The 19,784-nt window shown below is 77.6% G+C and carries 9 protein-coding genes and 1 tRNA gene; 8 read left to right on the top strand and 2 right to left on the bottom strand.

Annotated elements, in window-relative coordinates; all coding sequences use genetic code 11:
• Positions 1 to 8: 8 nt before the first annotated feature.
• Entirely contained in the window at positions 9 to 1,256 is a 1,248-nt protein-coding gene (locus JIG38_RS13690) for an EAL domain-containing protein (protein ID WP_199424370.1), read from the bottom strand.
• A gap of 191 nt (positions 1,257 to 1,447) precedes the next feature.
• On the opposite strand from JIG38_RS13690, the gene JIG38_RS13685 reads away from it, so the two are divergent.
• From JIG38_RS13685 to JIG38_RS13660, 6 genes are all read left to right on the top strand, one after another.
• Positions 1,448 to 4,321 (top strand): hypothetical protein, encoded by a 2,874-nt coding sequence (locus JIG38_RS13685; protein WP_199424369.1) that lies wholly within the window; start codon positions 1,448 to 1,450, stop codon positions 4,319 to 4,321.
• The gene (locus JIG38_RS13680) at positions 4,318 to 7,758 is read left to right on the top strand and encodes a DUF6603 domain-containing protein (RefSeq protein WP_199424368.1); all 3,441 of its coding nucleotides are present in this window, start codon (positions 4,318 to 4,320) and stop codon (positions 7,756 to 7,758) included. Before JIG38_RS13685 ends, JIG38_RS13680 begins: the two co-directional genes overlap by 4 nt.
• On the top strand, positions 7,755 to 10,583 hold the full coding sequence (locus tag JIG38_RS13675; RefSeq protein WP_199424367.1) for a hypothetical protein: 2,829 nt from the start codon (positions 7,755 to 7,757) through the stop codon (positions 10,581 to 10,583). The genes JIG38_RS13680 and JIG38_RS13675 overlap by 4 nt, the downstream gene beginning before the upstream one ends.
• Positions 10,580 to 14,746: a hypothetical protein gene (locus JIG38_RS13670; protein WP_199424366.1), complete on the top strand. Its 4,167-nt coding sequence runs from the start codon at positions 10,580 to 10,582 to the stop codon at positions 14,744 to 14,746. The genes JIG38_RS13675 and JIG38_RS13670 overlap by 4 nt, the downstream gene beginning before the upstream one ends.
• Before the next feature lies 1 nt (position 14,747).
• On the top strand, positions 14,748 to 16,484 hold the full coding sequence (locus JIG38_RS13665) for a hypothetical protein (RefSeq protein WP_199424365.1): 1,737 nt from the start codon (positions 14,748 to 14,750) through the stop codon (positions 16,482 to 16,484).
• A gap of 295 nt (positions 16,485 to 16,779) precedes the next feature.
• On the top strand, positions 16,780 to 17,769 hold the full coding sequence (locus JIG38_RS13660; RefSeq protein WP_199424364.1) for an ADP-ribosylglycohydrolase family protein: 990 nt from the start codon (positions 16,780 to 16,782) through the stop codon (positions 17,767 to 17,769).
• Here the strand turns inward: JIG38_RS13660 and JIG38_RS13655 are convergent.
• The gene (locus JIG38_RS13655) at positions 17,766 to 18,353 is read right to left on the bottom strand and encodes a CGNR zinc finger domain-containing protein (RefSeq protein WP_199424363.1); all 588 of its coding nucleotides are present in this window, start codon (positions 18,351 to 18,353) and stop codon (positions 17,766 to 17,768) included. The genes JIG38_RS13660 and JIG38_RS13655 overlap by 4 nt on opposite strands.
• A gap of 295 nt (positions 18,354 to 18,648) precedes the next feature.
• Here JIG38_RS13655 and JIG38_RS13650 point away from each other — a divergent pair.
• Both JIG38_RS13650 and JIG38_RS13645 read left to right on the top strand, forming a co-directional pair.
• Positions 18,649 to 18,721 (top strand) — tRNA-Lys (locus JIG38_RS13650).
• Positions 18,722 to 18,758: 37 nt separating this feature from the next.
• A complete protein-coding gene (locus JIG38_RS13645) occupies positions 18,759 to 19,718 on the top strand; it encodes a DMT family transporter (protein WP_199424362.1) in 960 nt (319 codons plus the stop codon).
• Positions 19,719 to 19,784 lie beyond the last annotated feature (66 nt).

Genomic DNA, 19,784 nt, shown 5'->3' with positions numbered 1-19,784 from the left:
AGGGCGGCTCAGCCGCGGCGCGCCGGGGCGGGCTGGTCCCGGTGCGTGTGGTCGCCGCGGCGCGGGTGGTGCAGCGCCGTGATGAGCGGGTTGACGACGGGCGGCGGCAGCGGGCCGGGGCGGCCGACGAGGTAGCCCTGCGCGGCGTGCGCGCCGAGCCCCGTCCAGGCCTGGAGGTCGGCGACGTCCTCGAGCCCCTCCACGACCAGCGCGGCGCCGGTCTGCTGCGCGAACTCGACGAGCGAGACCGCGAGCGCGCGGCGCAGCGGGCTCGCCGCGAGGTGCTGCGTGAGGGACATGTCGAGCTTGATGGTGTCCGGGGCCAGGTGGACGATGTGGCGCAGGCTCGCGAAGCCGGCGCCGGCGTCGTCGACCGCGATCTTCACGCCCAGCGCGCGGAGCGCCTGGACCGAGCCCTCGAGCACGGGGTAGTCCTCGACGACGGCGTGCTCGGTGATCTCCATGACGAGCGGGCGCCCGGCCGCGGCGAGGAGCGCGTGGAGGCGCTCGTCGGCGAGCGTCGCGGGCGACGCGTTGACCGACAGCTCGATCTCGGGCGGCAGGTCGCGCGCGCCTTCGAGCGCCGCCTCGACCGCGAGGATCTCGAGCTCTGTGCCGCGGCCCACGGAGCGGGCCGCCGCGAACCACAGGTCGGGCGACCGGTAGGGCTCGGGCTCGAAGCGCGTCAGTGCCTCCACGGCGACGAGGCGGCCGTCGCCGAGCGCGTAGATGGGCTGGTAGACGGGCCGGAAGAGCCGGCCGTCGACGACGTCGTCGACCCGCTGGAGCAGCTCGGGCTCCAGGGCGCCGGGTGCGTGCCCGGGGCCGATCGTCTGGCGCAGCTCGAGGGTGAGCTGGCGCTCGTAGGCGCGCTCGCGCAGACCGAGCGCGAGGGCCGCGAGCGACGCGACGACGACGAACATCGCGCCGCGCACGATCCAGCTCGCCGGCTGCTGCGGCTCGCCGGTCTCGGTGACCAGGGGCATGAGCGGTCCGCACAGGACGGTCGCGACGAGCGCCGTGGGGATCGAGCCGCGCGCGCCGAAGGGCAGGGTCGCCGCCATGATCGGCAGGTAGAACAGGTGCGGCGTCGACAGGTGCGTGCCGCCCGTGGTGTAGACGACGACCCAGCCGAGCCCGAGCGTGACGGCGAGCACGGTCACGGACGCCCACCGGGGCAACGACGACGAGCGCCGCACGGCGCGGTCGAGCCAGACGGGCTCCACGGGGTCCAGCGTCGGGCTCGTCACGGCCACGCGTCGTCACCTCCGCTCCGGGCCCGGGCCCCCTGCGCCATCGTGGCACTCGGGACGCCCGGGCGGGAGGTGCGGGCGGGATTCGCACCCGCGGCCCGCCGGACGGCGCCGGGGTCTGGTGGGCGTGGGTGCCGGGGGTCTAGCGTCCGGATCGTCCGGGTTCTCCTCGTCAGTGGGGCAGGCGAGAGCTCATGGCCGTTCCGCTCCTCCTCGCGGGTCCGCTGCTGCGCCGCGTCGACCCCGGGCTCGTCGCCGTGCAGGTCGTCCTCGGCGAGGCGGCCGAGGTCCGGCTCACGGTGTACGAGGGGCGCGTCGCGCACGACACCGAGAACCCGCCGTTCGCGCGCAGCGACGACCCGGCGGACCCGAACGCGCCGCCGCCGCACCCCGGCGGGGCGACGGTGCGGATCGGCGAGCGGCTGCACCTGGGCCTCGTCACGGCCCGCCTGCCACCCACGTCGGGGCGCGCGTTCCAGCCCGACCGCCTCTACTCCTACGACGTCCGGATCACGACCGCCGGCGGGGTCACGAGCGACCTCGCGACGCTCGGGCTGCTCGGGCCGCACACCGTCAGCGGCGTCGAGGCCGGTCCGCTCGGCTACGCCGACCGGATGCTCCCGAGCTTCGCGCTGCCCCCGACGACGCTCGACGACCTCCGCCTCGCGTACGGGTCCTGCCGCCGGCCCGGGTACGACGACGGCGACGCGCTCGCCTGGCTCGACGAGGTGCTCGCCGCGACGATGGACGACCCGCGCGCGAGGATCCACCAGCTCTTCCTGGGCGGGGACCAGATCTACGCCGACGACGTCGACTCGATCATGATGCTGCGCACCGCCGAGCTGGGCGTCGAGCTCGTCGGCACGTCGGGCGGGGTGCCGGTCGAGCGCGTGCCGGTCGACCAGGTGCTGCGGCGCCCGGCCGGGAGCGCGGTGGACCCGGCGGACCCGGCCGCCGCCTACGCGCCCGAGACCCCCGCGCAGACGGCGGACGCGGGTGCGCTGCCCGCGGGCCCGCCCGCCTTCCCCGTCGGCGACCTGCCCGCCGGCCCGCAGGACGTCCCGATCGGCGGCCGCCTGCGGCTCACGAACCTCGCCGCCCAGCTGACGAGCACCGACGGCGTCAACCACCTCGTCTCGCTCGGCGAGTTCGCGGCCGCCTACGTGCTCGCGTGGTCGCCCGCGTGCTGGGGCGACGTCGTGCCCGGGGCCTCGCGCGTCCCGGTCGGCGGGACGATCGGCCCACCCCTGCGCTGGCTCGACGTCCTGGGCGAGGACGACGACGTCGCGATGCCGCGCCCCGTACACCCCGAGCGCGTCCCGGAGCACCTGTTCGCGTCCGCCGCCGCGATCGCGGCGCGGGCCGCGGAGGCCGCGACGGTGAGCGACGCCGAGCGCGCACGGTCCCGGCGCCGGAGCCACCGCGTCCACCGCGAGTTCCTGCTCGGGCTCGCGAAGGTGCAGCGCGTGCTGGCCAACGCGCCGACCTACATGGTGCTCGACGACCACGACGTCACCGACGACCTCTTCCTCAGCCCGATGTGGCGCCGCCGCGTGCTCGGCACCGCGCTCGGGCAGACGGTCCTCACGAACGGGATGCTCGCCTACGCCCTGTTCCAGGACTGGGGCAACGACCCGCGGCGCTACGACCCGGTCACGACCGCCGAGCACCCGGAGCTCGGCGGGCAGCTCCCCGGCGACCTGCTGGACCGCGCGACCGAGCTCTTCCCGGCCGGCGCGGCCGCCGGGCCGGACCGGGACCTGTTCACGGCGATCGGCCGGATGTTCGGGCACCATCTCGACAACCCCGTGCTCCCGGACGGCCGCTTCGGCCCGGTCGACGCCGCGATGACGTGGCACTTCACCGTCGACGGCCCGAAGCACGTCGTCGTCGCGCTCGACAACCGGACGCGGCGCAGCTACGCCGCGGAGATCGGCCCGCCGGGCAACGTGTCCACCGAGGCGCTCGTCGACCAGGTGCCCAGGCCGCCGCTGCCCGCGGGGCGCGAGGTGCTCGTGGTGCTCGCCCCGCTCCAGGTCCTCGGCCCGCCGGTGATCGACGAGGTCGTCGCGCGGGCGATCTACCGGGTGTTCGACCTCGTCGAGGCCGGCGACCTCACCGACCCGACGTCGCTCGCGGGCACCCGGCGGATGCCGGGCACCAACCCCGACGCGCTCGAGACGTGGGCGTTCGACGCGGTGACGTACGAGCACCTGCTCGCCCGGCTCGCCGAGCACGGCCGCGTCGTCGTGCTCTCGGGCGACGTGCACAACGCGGCGTCCAACGTCATGAGCTACTGGCGCGGCGACGCGCCCCGGCCCGCACGCATCGCCCAGCTCACCTCGAGCGGGTTCAAGAACGTCATGCCCGTCTACCTGCGCGCGCTCGACCGCAGCGCCATGCTGCTCCAGGAGCTGCTGCGCGCGAAGCTCGGCGTCGAGCGCCTGGGCTGGACGCGGCCCGACGCCGACCTCGTGCTGCTGCCCCGCGGCCTGACCGAGGCCGACCTCGTCGCGACGACGCGCGCGCGGCTGCTGCGCAGCCCCGTGCTCCTGACGACGCACGGCTGGCCCGACGAGAACGAGGAGGGCGCGGCCCCCGACCCGGGGCTGACCTCGCGGCTCAACCCCGCGCGCCCGCCCGAGTGGCGGTGGCGCATCACGCCGCTGCTCGACGAGCGGTCCGACGCCGACCGCCCGCCGCCGATCCGCGCGGTCCCGCTCGACGACGCGGCGGTCGAGGCGCAGCTCGCCGACCCGGCGACCGCGTTCGCCGCGATGCAGGCCGTCGCGCGCCGGCACCAGGGCTCGCTCGACCGGATGCGGAACACGCGCCAGATGATGTTCCGCTCGAACGTCGGCATCTGCCGGTTCGAGACCGACGACGACGGCGTGGTGACCGTGGTCGGCGAGGTGTACACCTCCGCCGTCGACCCGGAGACGCAGCTGCCGGTGCTCGGCCCGTACATGGTCCACCGCGCGTCCCTCGGACCCGTCGACGAGGCGCCGCCCGAGCAGCTGCGCGAGGCCGTGCTGGCCCGCGCCCCGATCCCGGCGCCGCCGCCATGAGCGCGGGCTCGGTGCTGCGCAGCCTGGCGGGCGAGGTGCTCGACCTCGTCGTCTTCACGGCCGACCTGCTCGGGCGGCCGGAGGCGCGCGAGGCCGTGCTGCGGGACCTCGGGGCGGCGCCGGGCGGGGCGTCCGGCCCGCTCGTGCTGCCCGAGGCGCCGCTCGCCGCCGTCCGCGCCTACCGGGAGCAGGTGGACGGCGACCTCCAGGCGGACGTCGAGGCCGCGGGCAACCTCGCGCTGCTGCTCGGCGCCGTCATCGACCAGGTGGAGGCCTGGGAGGGCGCCGACTGGGCGGGTCGTGGCGACACGTTCGTCACGAGCCTGCTCGACCTGCTGGGGAGCACCTACGTGCGGCGCCGCTGGCCGAAGCTCTTCCTGGTGATGCAGGCGGTCTCGGTCACCGCGGAGCTCACCGGCTCGCTCGCCCCGGGCGACCGGGCGCACTCGCGGTTCCTCAGCGCCTTCGCGACGATCTTCTCGTTCGTGTGGAACCCCGGGCGCACGCTCGACGACCTCGACGACACGCTGCCCGACGCTGAGGGCAGCACCCTGAACACCGCGCGCGACACGTCGTTCCTCGTCGTCGACGGCCTCGTGCGGGGCATCGTCGCCGCGATCGCCGTCGTCGACCAGACGAAGGACGGCGAGAACCGCAACGCGCTCGGCGACGTCGTCGTGGGCTGGGACGCGGCCGCGCTGGACGTGGACTCGCCGGCGCGCCCTACCGCGGCCGACGTGCTCGCGGCGCGCATGACGTCGATCGCGCTGCGCCGCGACGGCGAGGGCGCCGACGCGGAGCAGCTGCGCCTCACGTGGATGTACCTGCCGCGCCGGATCGGGACGCCGGCACGACCGCACCAGCTGTTCCTCGCGCTCGGCGGCAGCCTCACGCTCGACGAGGTGCTCTCCTCGGGGGACGACCCGACGTGGCGGTTCCGCGTCCACGTCCGCAGCGACGCCGACGCGGCCCTGCTCATCGGCGGCGGCGGGGTCGAGGCGAACGCCGCGGCGGCCGGCGCGGCCGTGTCGGTGGGCTACCACGCGGTCCCCGACGAGACCGGCGTGAGCTACGCCCTGCCGCGCGCGACGGGGACCCGCGTCGAGCTCGGCGAGATCGCGGTCGTCCTCACGATCTCCGCGACGGGCGCGCGCGTCCTCCTGCGGCTCGACCACTGCACGCTCGTCGTGGACTCGGCCGACAAGGACTCCTTCGTCCGCACGCTCCTCGGCGGGCGGCCCTACCGCAAGGCGTTCTCGCTCGGCCTCGGCTACGACGCGGCGCTCGGCTTCATCCACGAGGTGCACGTGCCGAGCGCGGTCGACGCGACGGGCCCCGAGCCGCCGTTCGACTCCGCCGGTCCCGCGGGGCCGTCCGACCTCGAGCTCACGCTGCCGCTCGGCGGCGGGGGGACGCTCGGCATCAACGTGCACGAGGTCGTGCTGCGCGCCGCGTACGAGCGCGCCGAGGACCCGGCGACCGGGTGGGCGGTCGCCGTCGGGGCGCTCGTGTCCTTCAGCACGCAGCTGGGACCGCTGTACGTCCGTGTCGACCGGCTCGGCCTGCTCGCCGAGGTCGACACCATGACGCCCTCGGACGAGCGCAACCTGCGCGTGGTCGACGCCCACGTCGACGCGACCCGGCCCACGGGCATCGCGCTCGACCTGCGCACCGGCCCGGTGAGCGGGGGCGGGACCATCCAGTACGACCCCTCGACCGGCGACTACGCGGGTGCGCTCGTCCTGCGCGTGAAGAAGCGCCTCACCCTCACCTGCGTGGGGCTCGCCTCGACCCGGGACCGCGAGGGTGCCGAGCACTCGTCGCTGATCCTCATCGGGACGGTGGAGCACCTCGGCCTCGACGCGGGCGTGGTGACCTTCGACGGTTTCGGCCTGCTCTACGCCTCGGACCGCACGATGGACGTCGCGGCCGTGCGCGCGGCGCTGCCCTCCGGGCAGCTCAAGCACGTCCTGTTCCCCGCGGACCCGGTCAAGCACCTGCCCGAGCTGGTCTCCGCGCTGCGCACCTTCTTCCCGCCGAAGCAGGGCACGAGCATCTACGGCTTCCTCGTGAAGCTCACCTTCGGCAGCGCGCACCCGCTGCTCCGCGCCGACCTCGCGCTCCTGCTCGAGCGCGACTCCCACACGGACTCGAGCCGCCTGCTCGTGCTCGGCCGGCTGTCGTCGGTGCTCCCGCAGGAGGACGACGCGCTCGTGACGCTGAACCTGGACGTCGTGGGCGTGCTCGACCTCGAGACCGGCGCGGCGGCGCTCGACGCCGTGCTCTACGAGTCGAAGCTCTGCGGCCGGTTCGTCCTCACGGGCGCGGCGGCCTTCCGCCGCGAGCGCGGCCAGGGCTTCGCGCTCGCCGTCGGCGGCTTCAACCCGCGGTTCACGCCGCCCGCCGGGTTCCCCGCGCTGCCGCGGGTCACCGTGGCGCTCACGACGGGCGACAACCCGCGGCTGGTCCTCGAGGCGTACCTCGCGGTGACGACGAACACCCTCCAGCTCGGCGCGAAGGCGTCGCTCTACGCCGCGGCGTACGGCTTCAGCATCGAGGGGTACATCGGGTTCGACGTGCTCGTGAGCTTCTGGCCGCCGCACTTCGTCGCCGACTTCGCGGCGGGCGTGCAGCTCAAGCGCGGCTCGCGGAACCTGTTCAAGGTCGACGTGCGGGGCACGCTCGAGGGGCCGATCCCGCTCCGCGTCGCGGGCCGGGCGACCTTCGGCATCCTCTGGTGGGACTACACGGTCTCGTTCGACAGGACGCTCGTCGGGGGCGGCGGTTCGGTCGTCACCGAGAGCATCGACGTCGTCGCCGAGGTGCTCGCGCGGCTCGGCGACGCGCGCAGCTGGCGCGCCGAGCTGCCCGCGAGCGCGGGGCAGGTGGCCGGCGTGCGCAGCGAGCCGCGCAGCGAGGTGCTCCTGCTGCACCCGCTCGGGCGGCTCGTCGTGCAGCAGGCGGTCGTGCCGCTGCGCACCGACCGGGACATCGACCGCGTGGGCGCGGCGGTGCCGCGCGACGCGCGGCGGTTCGCGCTCACCGACCCGCGGATCGGCGGGGCCACGGCCGACGTCGTGCCCGTGAAGGACGAGTTCCCCGACGGGCAGTACTTCGAGATGAGCGACGCCGAGCGGCTCGCCGCGCCCGGCGTGGTGCGCCGCGAGGCGGGCGTGAGCCTCGGCTCGGACCGCTACGTCTCCGACGCCGCCGCGGCGGTCGCCGAGCCGTTCCGGTACACCGAGGTGGTCGTCGGGCCGGACGGCGTGCCCGTCGTCCGGCCGGACCCGCGGCCCGTCGACCCGCGCGAGCTGCGCGCGGGCCTGCGGCTCGCCGCGGCGGCCCGCGCCGCGACGCGCACCGCGGTCGCCGAGCGCTACGGCGGCGTCGAGCGGCCGGACGCGCCGCGCCTCGCCGCGCCGGTGGGCGTGCGATGAGCGAGCCGAACCTCGTCCTGCTGCCGTGGGTGCGCCGCGGCGGACCCCTGGACCTGCCGCCGGACCCGCGCGACGGCCACCCGGCGAGCAGCGTGGCGTCGACCGCCGAGGTGCGGGTCAACGGTGCCGGACCCGCGACCGTCGCGTTCCGCCTCCTCGGTCCCGGTGACGTCACCGGCCTCGCCCCGCAGCAGGTCATCCGGACCGACCCCGCTCCGGGCGCGCGCACCTTCGAGTCCAACTACCTGGCGCAGGTCGAGCTGGACGAGCCGGCGCTGCCCTGGCTCTTCACGCCGGCGTCGGCGTCGGCCGGGCGGCTGCGGCCGTGGCTGTGCCTCGTCGTCGTGCGCGAGCAGCCCGGCGTCCAGCTGCTCCCGCCCGGGCGCGGCGTCCTGCCGGTGCTGCGGATCGGCGGCGCCGCTCGCCCCGAGGACGAGCTGCCCGACCTCGACGAGAGCTGGGCCTGGGCGCACGCGCAGCTCGCGAGCGACGTCGTCCCGGGCGACGCCGCCCTCGCGGGCGCGCTCGCGGGCGACCCGGGGCGCAGCCTCGCGCGCCTGGTGAGCCCGCGCCTGCTGGCCGAGCAGACGGCGTACCTCGCGTGCGTGGTCCCGACGTTCGAGGCGGGCAGGCGCGCGGGGCTGGGCGACGACCCCGGCGACGCCGAGGGTCCGGCGTGGCGGCGCGCGCCGGACATGGCGCCCGTCGACCTGCCCGTGCTGCACCACTGGCGGTTCGCGACCGGCCCGGCGGGCGACTTCCAGTCCCTCGCGCTCGCGATCCGCGGGCGCCCGGTCGCCGAGGGCTTCGGCACGCGCGCCGTCGACCTGTCGACGTCGGGCCTGGGCGTCCCGGGCGCCGACGACGTGCAGCTCCGGCTCGCGGGCGCGCTGCTGACGCTCGGACCCCGCGCCGAGCCGTGGTCCGACCCGGCGATGGCGGCCCGGTTCGCGGACTCGCTGACCGAGGTCGTGAACGCGCCCGACGACGCACCGGCGGGGACCCCGCTGCTCGCCCCGCCGCGCTACGGCTCGCCGTACGTCCTCGCCCCCCGGCTCGACCCCGCGCGCCCGGGTCGCTGGTACGAGCAGCTCAACCGCGACCCGGCGCACCGCGTCGCGGCGGCGCTCGGGACGCTCGTCGTCCAGCACCAGCAGGAGACGCTCGTGGCCGCGGCGTGGGACCAGGCCGCGGACCTCCGGGCCGCGGGCCGCGTGCTGGGGCTCGCGACGCTCGGGCTCGCGCTCGCGGACAGCCTGCACCGGCGGCACGTCGCGCCGCTCCCGCCCGAGGCGGGCCTGTTCGTGCTCGCGCCGCTGCGGGCGCGGCTGCTGGGTGCCCCGGCGACGGGGACGGGCGACGGCGCGAGCTTCGCGCAGCGGTGGGCCGAGGCCCGTCTCCCGGACCGCGCGCTGAGCCCGGCCGTGCGGCGCGCCACCCGGCCGCGGGGCCCGGCCGTGCGCCGGCTGCGGCGCGGAGCGCCGTCGGCCCGGCTCGACGTGCTCGGCCGGATGGCGCCCGCCGTCCGGGTCGGGCGCGAGCTCACGCCGGTCGCCGGGCCGCTGACCTTCGAGGTGGGCGGGGCGTCGTCGCCGACGCCCGTCGAGGCGTCGTGGGCCCAGGTGAGCGCGGCCGCGGTGACGCACGCGCCGCCGCGGCCCGGCTTCGCGCTCGCGCCCGCGCCGGTGCCGACGCCCGGTCCCCGTCCGCTGCCTCCGGTCCTCGGGGGAGGGGTCCTCGACCCGGGCGTCGTCGGCCCGGTCCTCGGTGGCCGCGCGGTCCCGCTCGCGCGGCGGCGCCCGGGCGACCCGGGCGACCCGACGGAGCCCGGGCCGGTCGACCCGGTGGACCCGGACCCGGTGGACCCGGACCCGGTCGACCCGCGGCCCCCGCGCCGGGACAGCGCGGACGCGGTCGCCTTCCGCGCCGCCGCGGCGCGACAGCTCGCGGCGTTCCTGCCGCCCCCGCCGCCCGACCGCCCGCCGCTGGGCGTGCTCCGCAGCGGCGACGTGTTCGCCGAGGCCGTGGCGCTCACGGCGCCGACGCGCACGTTCGGGGCCAGCGTGGCGGGGCTGCTCGAGGATCCGGGTCCGGCGGTGCCGACCGTGCCGGCGGTGCCGGGGTCGGGCGGCGTCGTGCCCGCGCTGCGGTTCGCGCCGCGGTTCGACACCCCGATGTCGCGCGCGCTCGTCGAGCTCGGCCAGCACTGGCTGCTGCCGGGCCTCGACGGCGTGCCCGCGAACACCGCCCTCGGCCTGCGCACGAACGGCGCGTTCGTCGAGGCCTTCATGGTCGGGCTCAACCACGAGCTCGGCCGCGAGCTGCTCTGGCGCGAGTACCCGACGCCGCTCACGGCGACGTTCTTCGACCGCTTCTGGGACGCCGCGGTCGACCCCGACGCGCCGCCCGACGTCGCGCCGCTCGACGCGTGGGGGGACCGCGGCCTGGGTGCCCCGACGGTGTCCGAGGACCGGTTCGTCCTGCTGCTGCGCAGCGAGCTCGTCCGGCGCTTCCCGGACGTCCTGGTCTCGGCCACCCGCCCGGGGCCGCCGGCCGAGCACCTCCTGCCCGTGTTCCGCGGGTCGATGGAGCCGGACGTCACGTTCTTCGGGTTCACCGTGCCGCTCGCCGAGGCGGAGGCATGGTCGATCGTCATCGCGGAGCAGCCGGGGGCGCCGCGCTTCGGGTTCGAGGTCGGCGAGGCGCCCGCCGGCGTCACCCACGCGCCCGCGACCGAGGCGACGTCGGCGCGGCAGGCCGCACGGCTGCGCCAGCTGCCCGCGCGCCTCACCATCCCCGTGGCCGTCCTGCTGAGGCCGGCATGAGCGAGCCGCTCGCGCTCGGTCCGCTCACGGCCGACGCCCTCGCCGCCGACGACCGGCTCGCCGCGCAGGTCGCCGGCCCGGCGCACCCCCTCGTGCTGCTGCCCGTCCGGCTCGAGACGCGGTTCCGGACCGACGGCGACGGGACGTCGCTCCTCGTGCGGGTCTACCCCGACCAGGTCCACGTCGACGCGCACGACCCGGCGCTGTCCGCTGGGGAGATCGCGTCCGGCGAGGACTTCTGGCGCGCCGCGTGGCGCACGGGCACGGACCGCGAGCGCACGCAGCGCGCCTGGGCGGCGCTCGCCGACCGGTGGGGCCCGGGGCGCGCGGCGTGGGTCGCCCGGGCCACGACGCCGACGAACGCCGCCGCCCGGCCGGACGCCGCGGTCCCCGACGGCACGCCGCTCGCGACCGAGCCGGTGTTCCCCGCCCTGGTGGCGTCCGAGGTGCCCCGCACGCCCGTCGCGCGCCTGCTGCCCACGCGGTGGACCGCGACCGCCTACGCCCAGGGCGCCGTGGTCGCCGTCGCGACGGGGCGCCCGATCACGGCGGACCCGGCGGTCGGGCCCGACCTCGCCGCGCCGCTCGTGCACGCCGAGGACGGCGGCGAGGGCGACGACGAGGTCGCGGCCGTGGACGAGGCGATGAGCTGGCTCGTCGACTTCGCGACGGCCGAGGAGATCGGCATGGCGCTGCGCCTTCCGGTCGCCGGGCCCGTCGACCTGCTGCTCGTCACGGGCGTCCGCGAGGGTGCCCCCGGTAAGGGTGCCGACGGCCTCGCGCGCCTGCTCGAGGCGCAGCGCTTCTCCGAGGGCCTCGCGCTCCTGGCCCCCGGGACCCCGACGAACAACGCCGAGGACGCGCCGTCGGGCTGGTCGAGCGCGGCGCGCGGGACGTGGTCACCGCACCCCGCGGCGCCGTCGCCCGGGACGCCCGCGGCGCGCGCGGCGGCGGCGCTCGGGGTGCCGGCGGACGTCCTCGCGGGCGTCCCGGGCGGCGCGCCGGACGACGACGCCGTCGCGGCGGCCATGGCCACGGCGCTCTGGCCTGCGACCTGGGGCTACGTCCTGCCGCAGCTCCTCGGGGTCGCGGACGCCGACGTCGCGTGGGCGCGGGAGCACGCGCGGTCCTCCGTGCGGCCCGGCGGGCCGCTGCCGACGCTGCGGGTCGGGCGGCAGCCCTACGGCCTGCTGCCCGTGACGTCGCTCGGGCGGTTCGCGGGCGACGAGCGCACCGCGCGCCTGCGCCGGGCCCTCGCCGGACTCGTCGACGACGCCTGGCGGCCGGTGCTCGCCCAGGCGCCGCGCGTCGGGCGCGGCGACGTCGCGGCCGACCTGGTCGACGTCCTGCGCCTGGGCGACCGCTCGGACCGCGTGCACGTGCGCCGCGCCTTCGGCGCACGGTTCGCCGAGCACGTCCAGCGCTTCCTCGGCCGCCGCCTGACCGACGCCGGCTTCTGGGACGTCGCGCGCGACCGCGCCCTGCCCGTCGCGGTCGCCGCGGGCGTGGGGCTGCGCGCGGGCGCGCTGACCGTGCACGAGCCGGGGACGGCGCCCGTCACGGTGCCCCTGGTCGCGGCCGAGGGCGAGGGGGACCGCCTGCGCGCGCTGCTCGCGGCCGACGTCGACGCGCTCGCCGCGGGCGGGGACGACGTCCCGGCGTCGCTGCTCGTCGCGCTCGTGCGGCACGGGCTGCTGCGCGAGCACGCCACCGCGGCGGCCCGCCTGCTCGGTCCGGAGGCGCCGGACGTCACGGACGCCGAGTTCTACGGCGTCGGCGAGCCGACGGTCGGCTGGGCCGCGCGGCGCGCGACGACGCTGCCCGGGGGTGACACGGTCGCGCAGCGGGTCGCGGCGGGGACGGATCCCGCGACCGCCGACCTGCGGGCGTTCCGCGCGGCGGTCGAGACGCTCGCCGCGACGGAGGTCGCGACCCTCGAGCGGCACCTGCTCGGCACCCTGGACGCCGCCTCGCACCGGGTCGACGCGTGGGTGACGTCGCTCGCGACCCGGCGGCTGGCCGAGCTGCGCGCGGCCGAGCCCGCGGGCGTCGTCGTGGGCGGGTACGGCTGGGCCGAGCAGCTCGCGCCGGCCACGGCTGCGCCCCTGGCCGAGCTCCCCCCGGGCGAGGAGGCCCCGCTGCTCGCCGCCGCCGACGACCCGGGCTTCCTGCACGCGCCGTCCCTGCACCAGGCGCAGGTCGCGGCCCTCCTGCGCAACGCCCACCTCGCCCAGGGCGGCGGCGACGGGCCCTTCGCCATCAGCCTCACGTCCTCGCGCGTGCGCCTCGCCCGCTGGATCTTCGACGGCGTGCGCGCCGGCCGGTCCGTGGGTGCGGTGCTCGGCTACCTCGTCGAGCGCGACCTGCACGAGCACGACCTCGACGCGGCCGTCGACAACGCGCGCGAGGTCGCGCCGCTGCCCGGCGAGGACCACCTGCCGCCGGCCGCCCGCCGGCTCGACGGGCTGGGCCTGCACGCGCTGTGGGCGCAGAGCGAGGACCACGCGCTCGACCACCTCGTGGGCGGCGACCCGAGCGCGGCCCGTCGCGCGGCCGCCGCGGCCGTGCTCCGGCGGCTCGGCGGCGCGGTCGACGCCGCAGCCGACGCGCTCCAGGCCGAGCACGTGCACCAGCTCGCGCTGGGGGACCTCGACCGCGCGGTGAGCACGGTCGCCGACGTCGACCGCGGCCTCGTCCCGCCGCCCGAGCTCGACGTCCTCGCGACGCCGCGGACGGGCGTCGGTGTGACGCACCGCGTCGCCGTCGTGCTGGACCCCGACGCCCCGGCGGCCGAGGGCTGGGCGGGGCCGGCCGCCTCGCCGCGCGCGGCCGCCTCGCCCGCGCTCGACGCGTGGCTCGGTCGGCTGCTCGGGGCGGCGACCGGCCGGACCGTGACGGTCCGCGACGCCGCGGGCGGCGCCGTGGCGACCGTCGCCCTGCCCGCGCTCGGGCTCTCCGCGAGCGACGTCGTGCGCGTGGCCGGGGCCGGGGACGCGGGCCTCGCCGAGGTCGCGGCCCGCGCGGCGCTCGCGTCGGGCGCGGACCTGCGGCGGCCGGTGGTCGACGTCGACCGTGACCTGGGCGACCTGCTCGAGGTCGGCCGAGCGCTCGCCGCGCTGCTCGGCCCGGTGCGACCGCTCGACGGGTCCGCGTTCCGGCCGCCGCACGCGGACCCGCAGCCGGACGTCGACGTCGCCGAGCTCGAGGCGCGCGCGGCCGCGGCGCGCTCCGCGGTCGCGGGCGCGGCTGCCGGCCTCGACGCGGTGCTCACCGCCTCGACCGCGCCGGACGTCGCGGCGGTGCGCGCGGCCGTCGCCGCGACCTGGGCGCTCGGGGTCGGGGACGCGGGCGTGCCGGCCGAGAGCGCGCCCGACGCCTGGACCGCGGCGGCGGGGCGCGTCCGGTCCCGGCTCGCCGCGCGCCTCGCCGAGGCCGACGCGGTCGCCGACGGCCGCACGCCCGAGGCGGCGGTCGCGGCCGCGTCCGAGCGGCTGCGCGCGCTCCTCGGCCCGGGGCTCGTCGTCCTGCCCCGCGCCGTCCCGGGAACCGCGTCCGACGTCTGCGCCTCGCGCGACGACCCGGGTCTGCTGGGCGGCGACGCGCTCGCGCCCGAGGTGTGGCTCACGCGCATGGAGCGCGTGCGCGAGCCGCTCGCGCGGCTGGGCATCGCGCTGCGTGAGGCGGAGGCCCTCGGCGGACCGCCCCTCGCGCTCGCCGCGGCGCAGGTCCCGCACGTGCCGGGCGCGACCTGGAACGCCCTGCCGGCCGAGCACTACGTGGACGGCGCCGCCTCGCTGCTGCTCGTGGGGGCCGACGTCGTGGCGCCGGGCCGCGCCGTGTGCGGGCTGCTCGTCGACGAGTGGGCCGAGGTCGTCCCGTCCGCGCACGAGACGACCGGCGTCGCGTTCCGGTACGACCCGCCCGAGCTCATGGCGCCCCAGGCCGTGCTGCTCGCGGTGCCGCCCGTCGCGGGCGAGCCGTGGACGGTCGGGACGCTCGACCAGGTGCTCGTGGAGACGCTCGAGCAGGCGCACCTGCGGGCCGTCCCGCCGTCGGCGCTCGGCGCGGTGCGGCAGTACCTCCCGGCGACCGTGCTCGCCTACAACGCGGACCGGGACGCCGTCTCGACGAACCCGAACGCGCTCACGCCGCAGGGGGACTGACGTGGCCTCGATCACCACCTTCGCGCGGCTCGAGCCGGACCCGATGCGGCCGGACGTCGCCGACGGCGCGGCCGCGCCCGTCGCGGACCCGCTGTGGCTGCTCGCCCGGCAGTGGCAGGTCGGGGAGTTCGCGGGGCACGACGGCGGCACGCCCGTGGTCGCGCGCTGGCGCGGCGTCGCGACCCTGCCGACGCGCTTCGTCGCCGGGCCCGTGCCGGCCGACACGGCGCTCCAGGCCGACCGGTTCGACGCGACCGCGGCGCCGTTCGAGACGCTCGTCGAGCGCGCGGGCGCACCCCTCCCGTCGTCGGCGGCGACGGCCGAGGGTGTGCGGCTCGCGGTCGACACGGGCCGGCTCTTCCTGCGGGTGCTCGCGCGCCAGACGACGTCGCGCGACTACGCAGCCGACGTCGTGCGCGCGTACGCGGTGCCCGAGCCCGCGCCGGAGGTGCTCGCGGCGCTCGACCCCGCGACGGCGGGCTACGCGCGCCTGCACGCGGGCCGCAGCCTCGACGGCCGGCGCCTGCGCGGCGAGCTCGAGGCGCACGACCTCCTGCGGCTGGGCGTCGACGTCGACCCCGGGGACCGCGCCGAGCTGCGCGCGGCGGGTGCCGAGTGGCTCCGGCTGGTCGCAGGGCTGTTCGCCGACGCCGATCCCGCGGCCACGAGCTGGCAGCCCGCCCGGTTCGAGCACACCGCGTCGATCGCCGCACGGCGCACCGCCGACCCCGCGGGCGAGACGACGCTCACCGCGCACCGCTACGACAGCGACACGCTCGACTGGTACGAGCTCGACGTCAACGGCGAGGTCAACCTGGGCACGACGCCGGCCGAGGCCGGGCGCGCCGTCACGCGCACGGTCATACCCGCGCCCGTGACGGCGCCCGGGCTGCCCGCGCGGCGGTTCTGGGAGCTCGAGGACGGCCGGCTCAACCTCGCCGCGCTGCGGCCCGCCGAGACCGACCTCGGCCAGCTGCTGCTCATCGAGACGCTCTCGGGCTGGGGCAACGACTGGTTCGTCGTCGGCGTCGACCTGCCCGTGGGGCACCTGGTCCACGCGACGTCGCTCGTGGTCACGGACACGTTCGGCACGCGCACGCTGCTGCGGCCGCACGGCGACCACCGCCTCGGGCCGTCCGAGCGGTGGGGGCTGTTCCAGCACGCGATGCCGGTCGACGACGACGAGCCCGAGGGCGTGCCGATCACCAACCTGCTCTACCTCACGCCGCGCCTCGCGCAGCCCGTCGTCGGGCCCGTGGTCGAGCGGGTGGTGCTGGCGCGCGACGAGCTCGCGAACCTCGGCTGGGCGGTCGAGCAGGTCGTCGAGACGCCGCTGCAGACCGGGGTCGAGCTCGGCACGACCCGACCGCCCGAGCCGCCCGGCGACCCCGACGTCGCGCCGGACTACCACCTGGCCCAGGCGCCGCCGCCGCACTGGATCCCGCTGCTGCCGGTGCGCGTGGACGGCGCCCAGACGGCGCTCGCGCGCGGCGCGGTGCTCGAGCTCGACGGCGGCCGGCGGGTGGTCCGCAGCGTGACCCGGCTGCTGGGCGGCGACCCTGACGGCGCCCTGCTGATCCCGGAGGAGGAGGTGCCGACGGGCGGCCTCGTGGTGCAGCGGTCCTACCAGGCGGCGCGGTGGGTCGACGGGTCGCTGCACGTGTGGGCGGCGCACCGGACGCGCGTGAGCAGCGGGCTGCCGCCGAGCGGCGTCCGCTACGACTTCCTGGTGGAGTAGTGGGACGCCGAGCGGGCAGGTGCGGTGCATCGCCGCACTGACGCAGTCGCCGAGCCTGCTGTGGCCCGAGGACCTTGCATGGTGTGTCACCACTGATGTGGACATGGAGTGCACGTTCGTCTCCGGCGAGCAACGCCTTGTCGACTGGCTCGTCGCTCGGCAGTCACTCGACGCCCACGGTGTGGAGCCGTCGAGTCCCCTGCGGTGAGGGTGCTGCTGGGCGGTGACCCCGACGACGCCGTGGTGGTTGGTGACCGCGCGGCGTCCGGTACGACTTCCTGGTGGAATAGCGCGCGTGATCCTCGACGCCCCGCAGGCCGACCGGGCGGCGGGCGTCCTCGTGGGGCTCGCGTGCGGTGACGCGCTCGGCGCCCCGTACGAGTTCGGGCCGCCGCTCGCGCCCGAGGCCCCGGTCGGCATGGTCGGCGGCGGCGACCTCGGCTGGGCGCCGGGCGAGTGGACCGACGACACGCAGATGTCCGTCGTGGTGCTCGAGGCGGCGGAGACCGCGGTGCGCCGGGGCGTCGCGCTCACGGACGTGCTGGACGACGTGGCGCGCGGCTGGGTCGCGTGGAGCGCCACCGCCCGGGACGTCGGCATCCAGACGAGCCGGATCATCGAGGCGGTCGCTCGCGACGGGACCGTGACCGCCGACGGCCTGCGCGCGGCGGCGCGCGACCTGCACGAGCGGACGGGCCGGTCCGGTGGCAACGGGTCGCTCATGCGCACGGCGCCGGTCGCGCTCGCGCACCTCCACGACGAGGCGGCGATGGTGACGGCGGCGCGGGAGGTGAGCGAGCTCACGCACGTCGACCCCGACGCGGGCGACGCGTGCGTGCTGTGGTGCGCGGCGCTCCGGCGCGCGGTGCTCGACGGCGTCCTCGACGTCCGCAGCGGGCTGGACCTCCTCGGCGCGGGTCGCCGCGACCTGTGGGCGCGGCGGCTCGATGAGGCGGAAGCCCGCGAGCCGGCCGACTTCACGCAGAACGGCTGGGTGGTCGAGGCGCTGCAGGCGGCGTGGTCGGCGATCACGGTCGCCGCGCGCGCAGCGGGCCCGGACGCGGCGCCCACCACGCCCCTGGTCACCGGACTCGAGGCGGCGGTGCGCGGCGGACGCGACGCGGACACGGTCGCGGCGATCGCGGGCGCCCTGATCGGTGCCCGGTGGGGCGCGTCGGCGGCGCCGGCCGCCTGGCTCGACGTCGTCCACGGCTGGCCCGGCCTGCGGGTGGCGGAGCTCGGCGAGCGCGGCCTCGCGCTGGCGCGCGGGGAGGCGCGGGCCTAGGCGACCGACCCGTCGGTCGCGTCGGGGCGGCCGCGGCCCGTCCGGGCGGCGTACGCGCGCCGCATCTTCACCGTGTTGCCGCACCCGGCCATCGAGCACCAGCGCCGGGCCTGGTTCCGGGAGGCGTCGTAGAACGCCCATCGGCAGGTGTCGCGCGCGCACACCTTGAGCCGCCCCCAGGTCTGGTCCTCGGCCGCCTCGCGCACGGCGTCGAGCAGCCCGGCGAGCGCCGGCGCGAGGCCGTCGCCGTCGAGCGCGACGATGCGGTGGCCGCCGGGCGCGAAGGCCAGCGTGACGGGTGACGCGGCGAGCGTCGCGTTGAGGGCCGCGAGCGCGGCCGGGTCCGGCTCGTGACCCGCGTGGTCGAGCAGCACCGACCGCAAGCCCTCGCGGACGACGTGGGCCCGGACGACGTCGGCGGCGTGGAGCGCGGTGCCCGGTGCGGCGAGGCCGCGCTCGACGAGCCACCGACCCAGCACGGCGGGGTCCCCGACGGACTCCGCGTCGACCTGCGGCTCGTAGGTGTTGACGAAGTCGCGGACCAGCCCGACGGCGCGCGGTACCGCCGGCTCGACGTCTGCCATGGCGGACCCTCCTCGTGAGATTGACACCACCGTAACCCATTGACAGGTGTTGCGCATCGGCGGAGGGTGGCAACACCGGTCAAACCCGTTTGCCGGTGTGAGAACAGGGAGGCTCGTCATGGACCGCACGCCTGGACTGCTCGACCGCATCGCCCGCTGGCTCGAGGAGCGCCTCCAGGGCGTCTGGGCGCTCGTGCCGCCCTGGATGCGCTGAGTGCGCGGCTCGCCCCCGACGCGGCCGGCCGGACCTAGGCTGTGCGCGTGGCAGACGGGCGCCGTCGCGTCCCGCAGCCCCGGGCCTCTAGCTCAATTGGCAGAGCTGCGGACTTTTAATCCGTAGGTTGTGGGTTCGAGCCCCACGGGGCCCACGCAGGCTGATCGCGGTCCGGTCGATAGGGTCCGCACGTGCCCACACCCTCGGTGACCCCACCGCCCGTCGTGGTGCGGGTGCTGCCCGCGGTGCTGGTCGCGGCGGTCTGCGGAGGGCTCGTCGCGGCGCAGGGACAGCTCAACGGCCAGCTGTCGACGGCCGGCGCGGGCGCCCTGACGGCGAGCTGGCTCTCCTACGTCGGCACGCTCGTGACCGTCGTCGTCGTGGTGGTCGCGGGCGGATCGGCGCCGCGAACGGTGCGCACGCTGCGGCGTGACGGCCGCTGGTGGTGGTACGCCGTCGGCCTGTGCGGCATCCCGATCGTGCTGGCCATGACCGCGGGGATCCCCGTGGTCGGCGTGGCGATCGCCTCGGTCGCGTCCGTCGCCGGCCAGACGGTGTCCGGGCTCGCGCTCGACGCGCGCGGCGTGGGCGTCCCGGCGCGCCTGCCGCTGTCCGGCCGTCGCGCGCTCGCCGGCGTCGTGGCGATCGGCGGCCTCGCGACCGCCGTGCTCGCGGGCTCGGGCGGGCGGTCCGCCGACCCGGGGACCGTGATCGTGATGGGGCTGCTGCTGTTCGCCGGCGGGGTCACGCTCGCCGGCCAGCAGGCGGGCAACGGCCGGGTGACGCAGCTCGCGGGCGACCCCGTCGTGGCCGGGCTGACCACCGCGATCGGCGGCACCGCGGCGATCTCCGCGCTCCTCGGGGCGGTCGCGCTCACGGGCGGGCTCGCGGACGTCGTCCTGCCGTCGGCGGTCGAGCACTGGTACCTGTACCTCGGCGGCCCGCTCGGGGCCGCGATCACCGTGGGTGCCGCCTGGGCGGTGCGTCACCTCGGCACGTTCGCGCTCACCCTCGCGATCGTGGGCGGCCAGATGGTGACCGCCGTGGGGATCGACGTCGCGACGGGCGTCGGCGTCCACCCGGCCACGCTCGTGGCCGCCGCGATGATCGCGCTGGCCACCGTCGCCGCCGTCGGCCGGCGACGACGCTAGCCAGTGGCCGACGCGCGCTGACGGGGACCAGGCGACGCGAGCTGTGGGTCGGGTGTCGTCTTCACC

This window comes from Actinotalea solisilvae (genome assembly GCF_016464425.1).
Taxonomy (GTDB): domain Bacteria; phylum Actinomycetota; class Actinomycetes; order Actinomycetales; family Cellulomonadaceae; genus Actinotalea; species Actinotalea solisilvae.
This window is presented reverse-complemented; position numbering and strand designations above follow the sequence as displayed.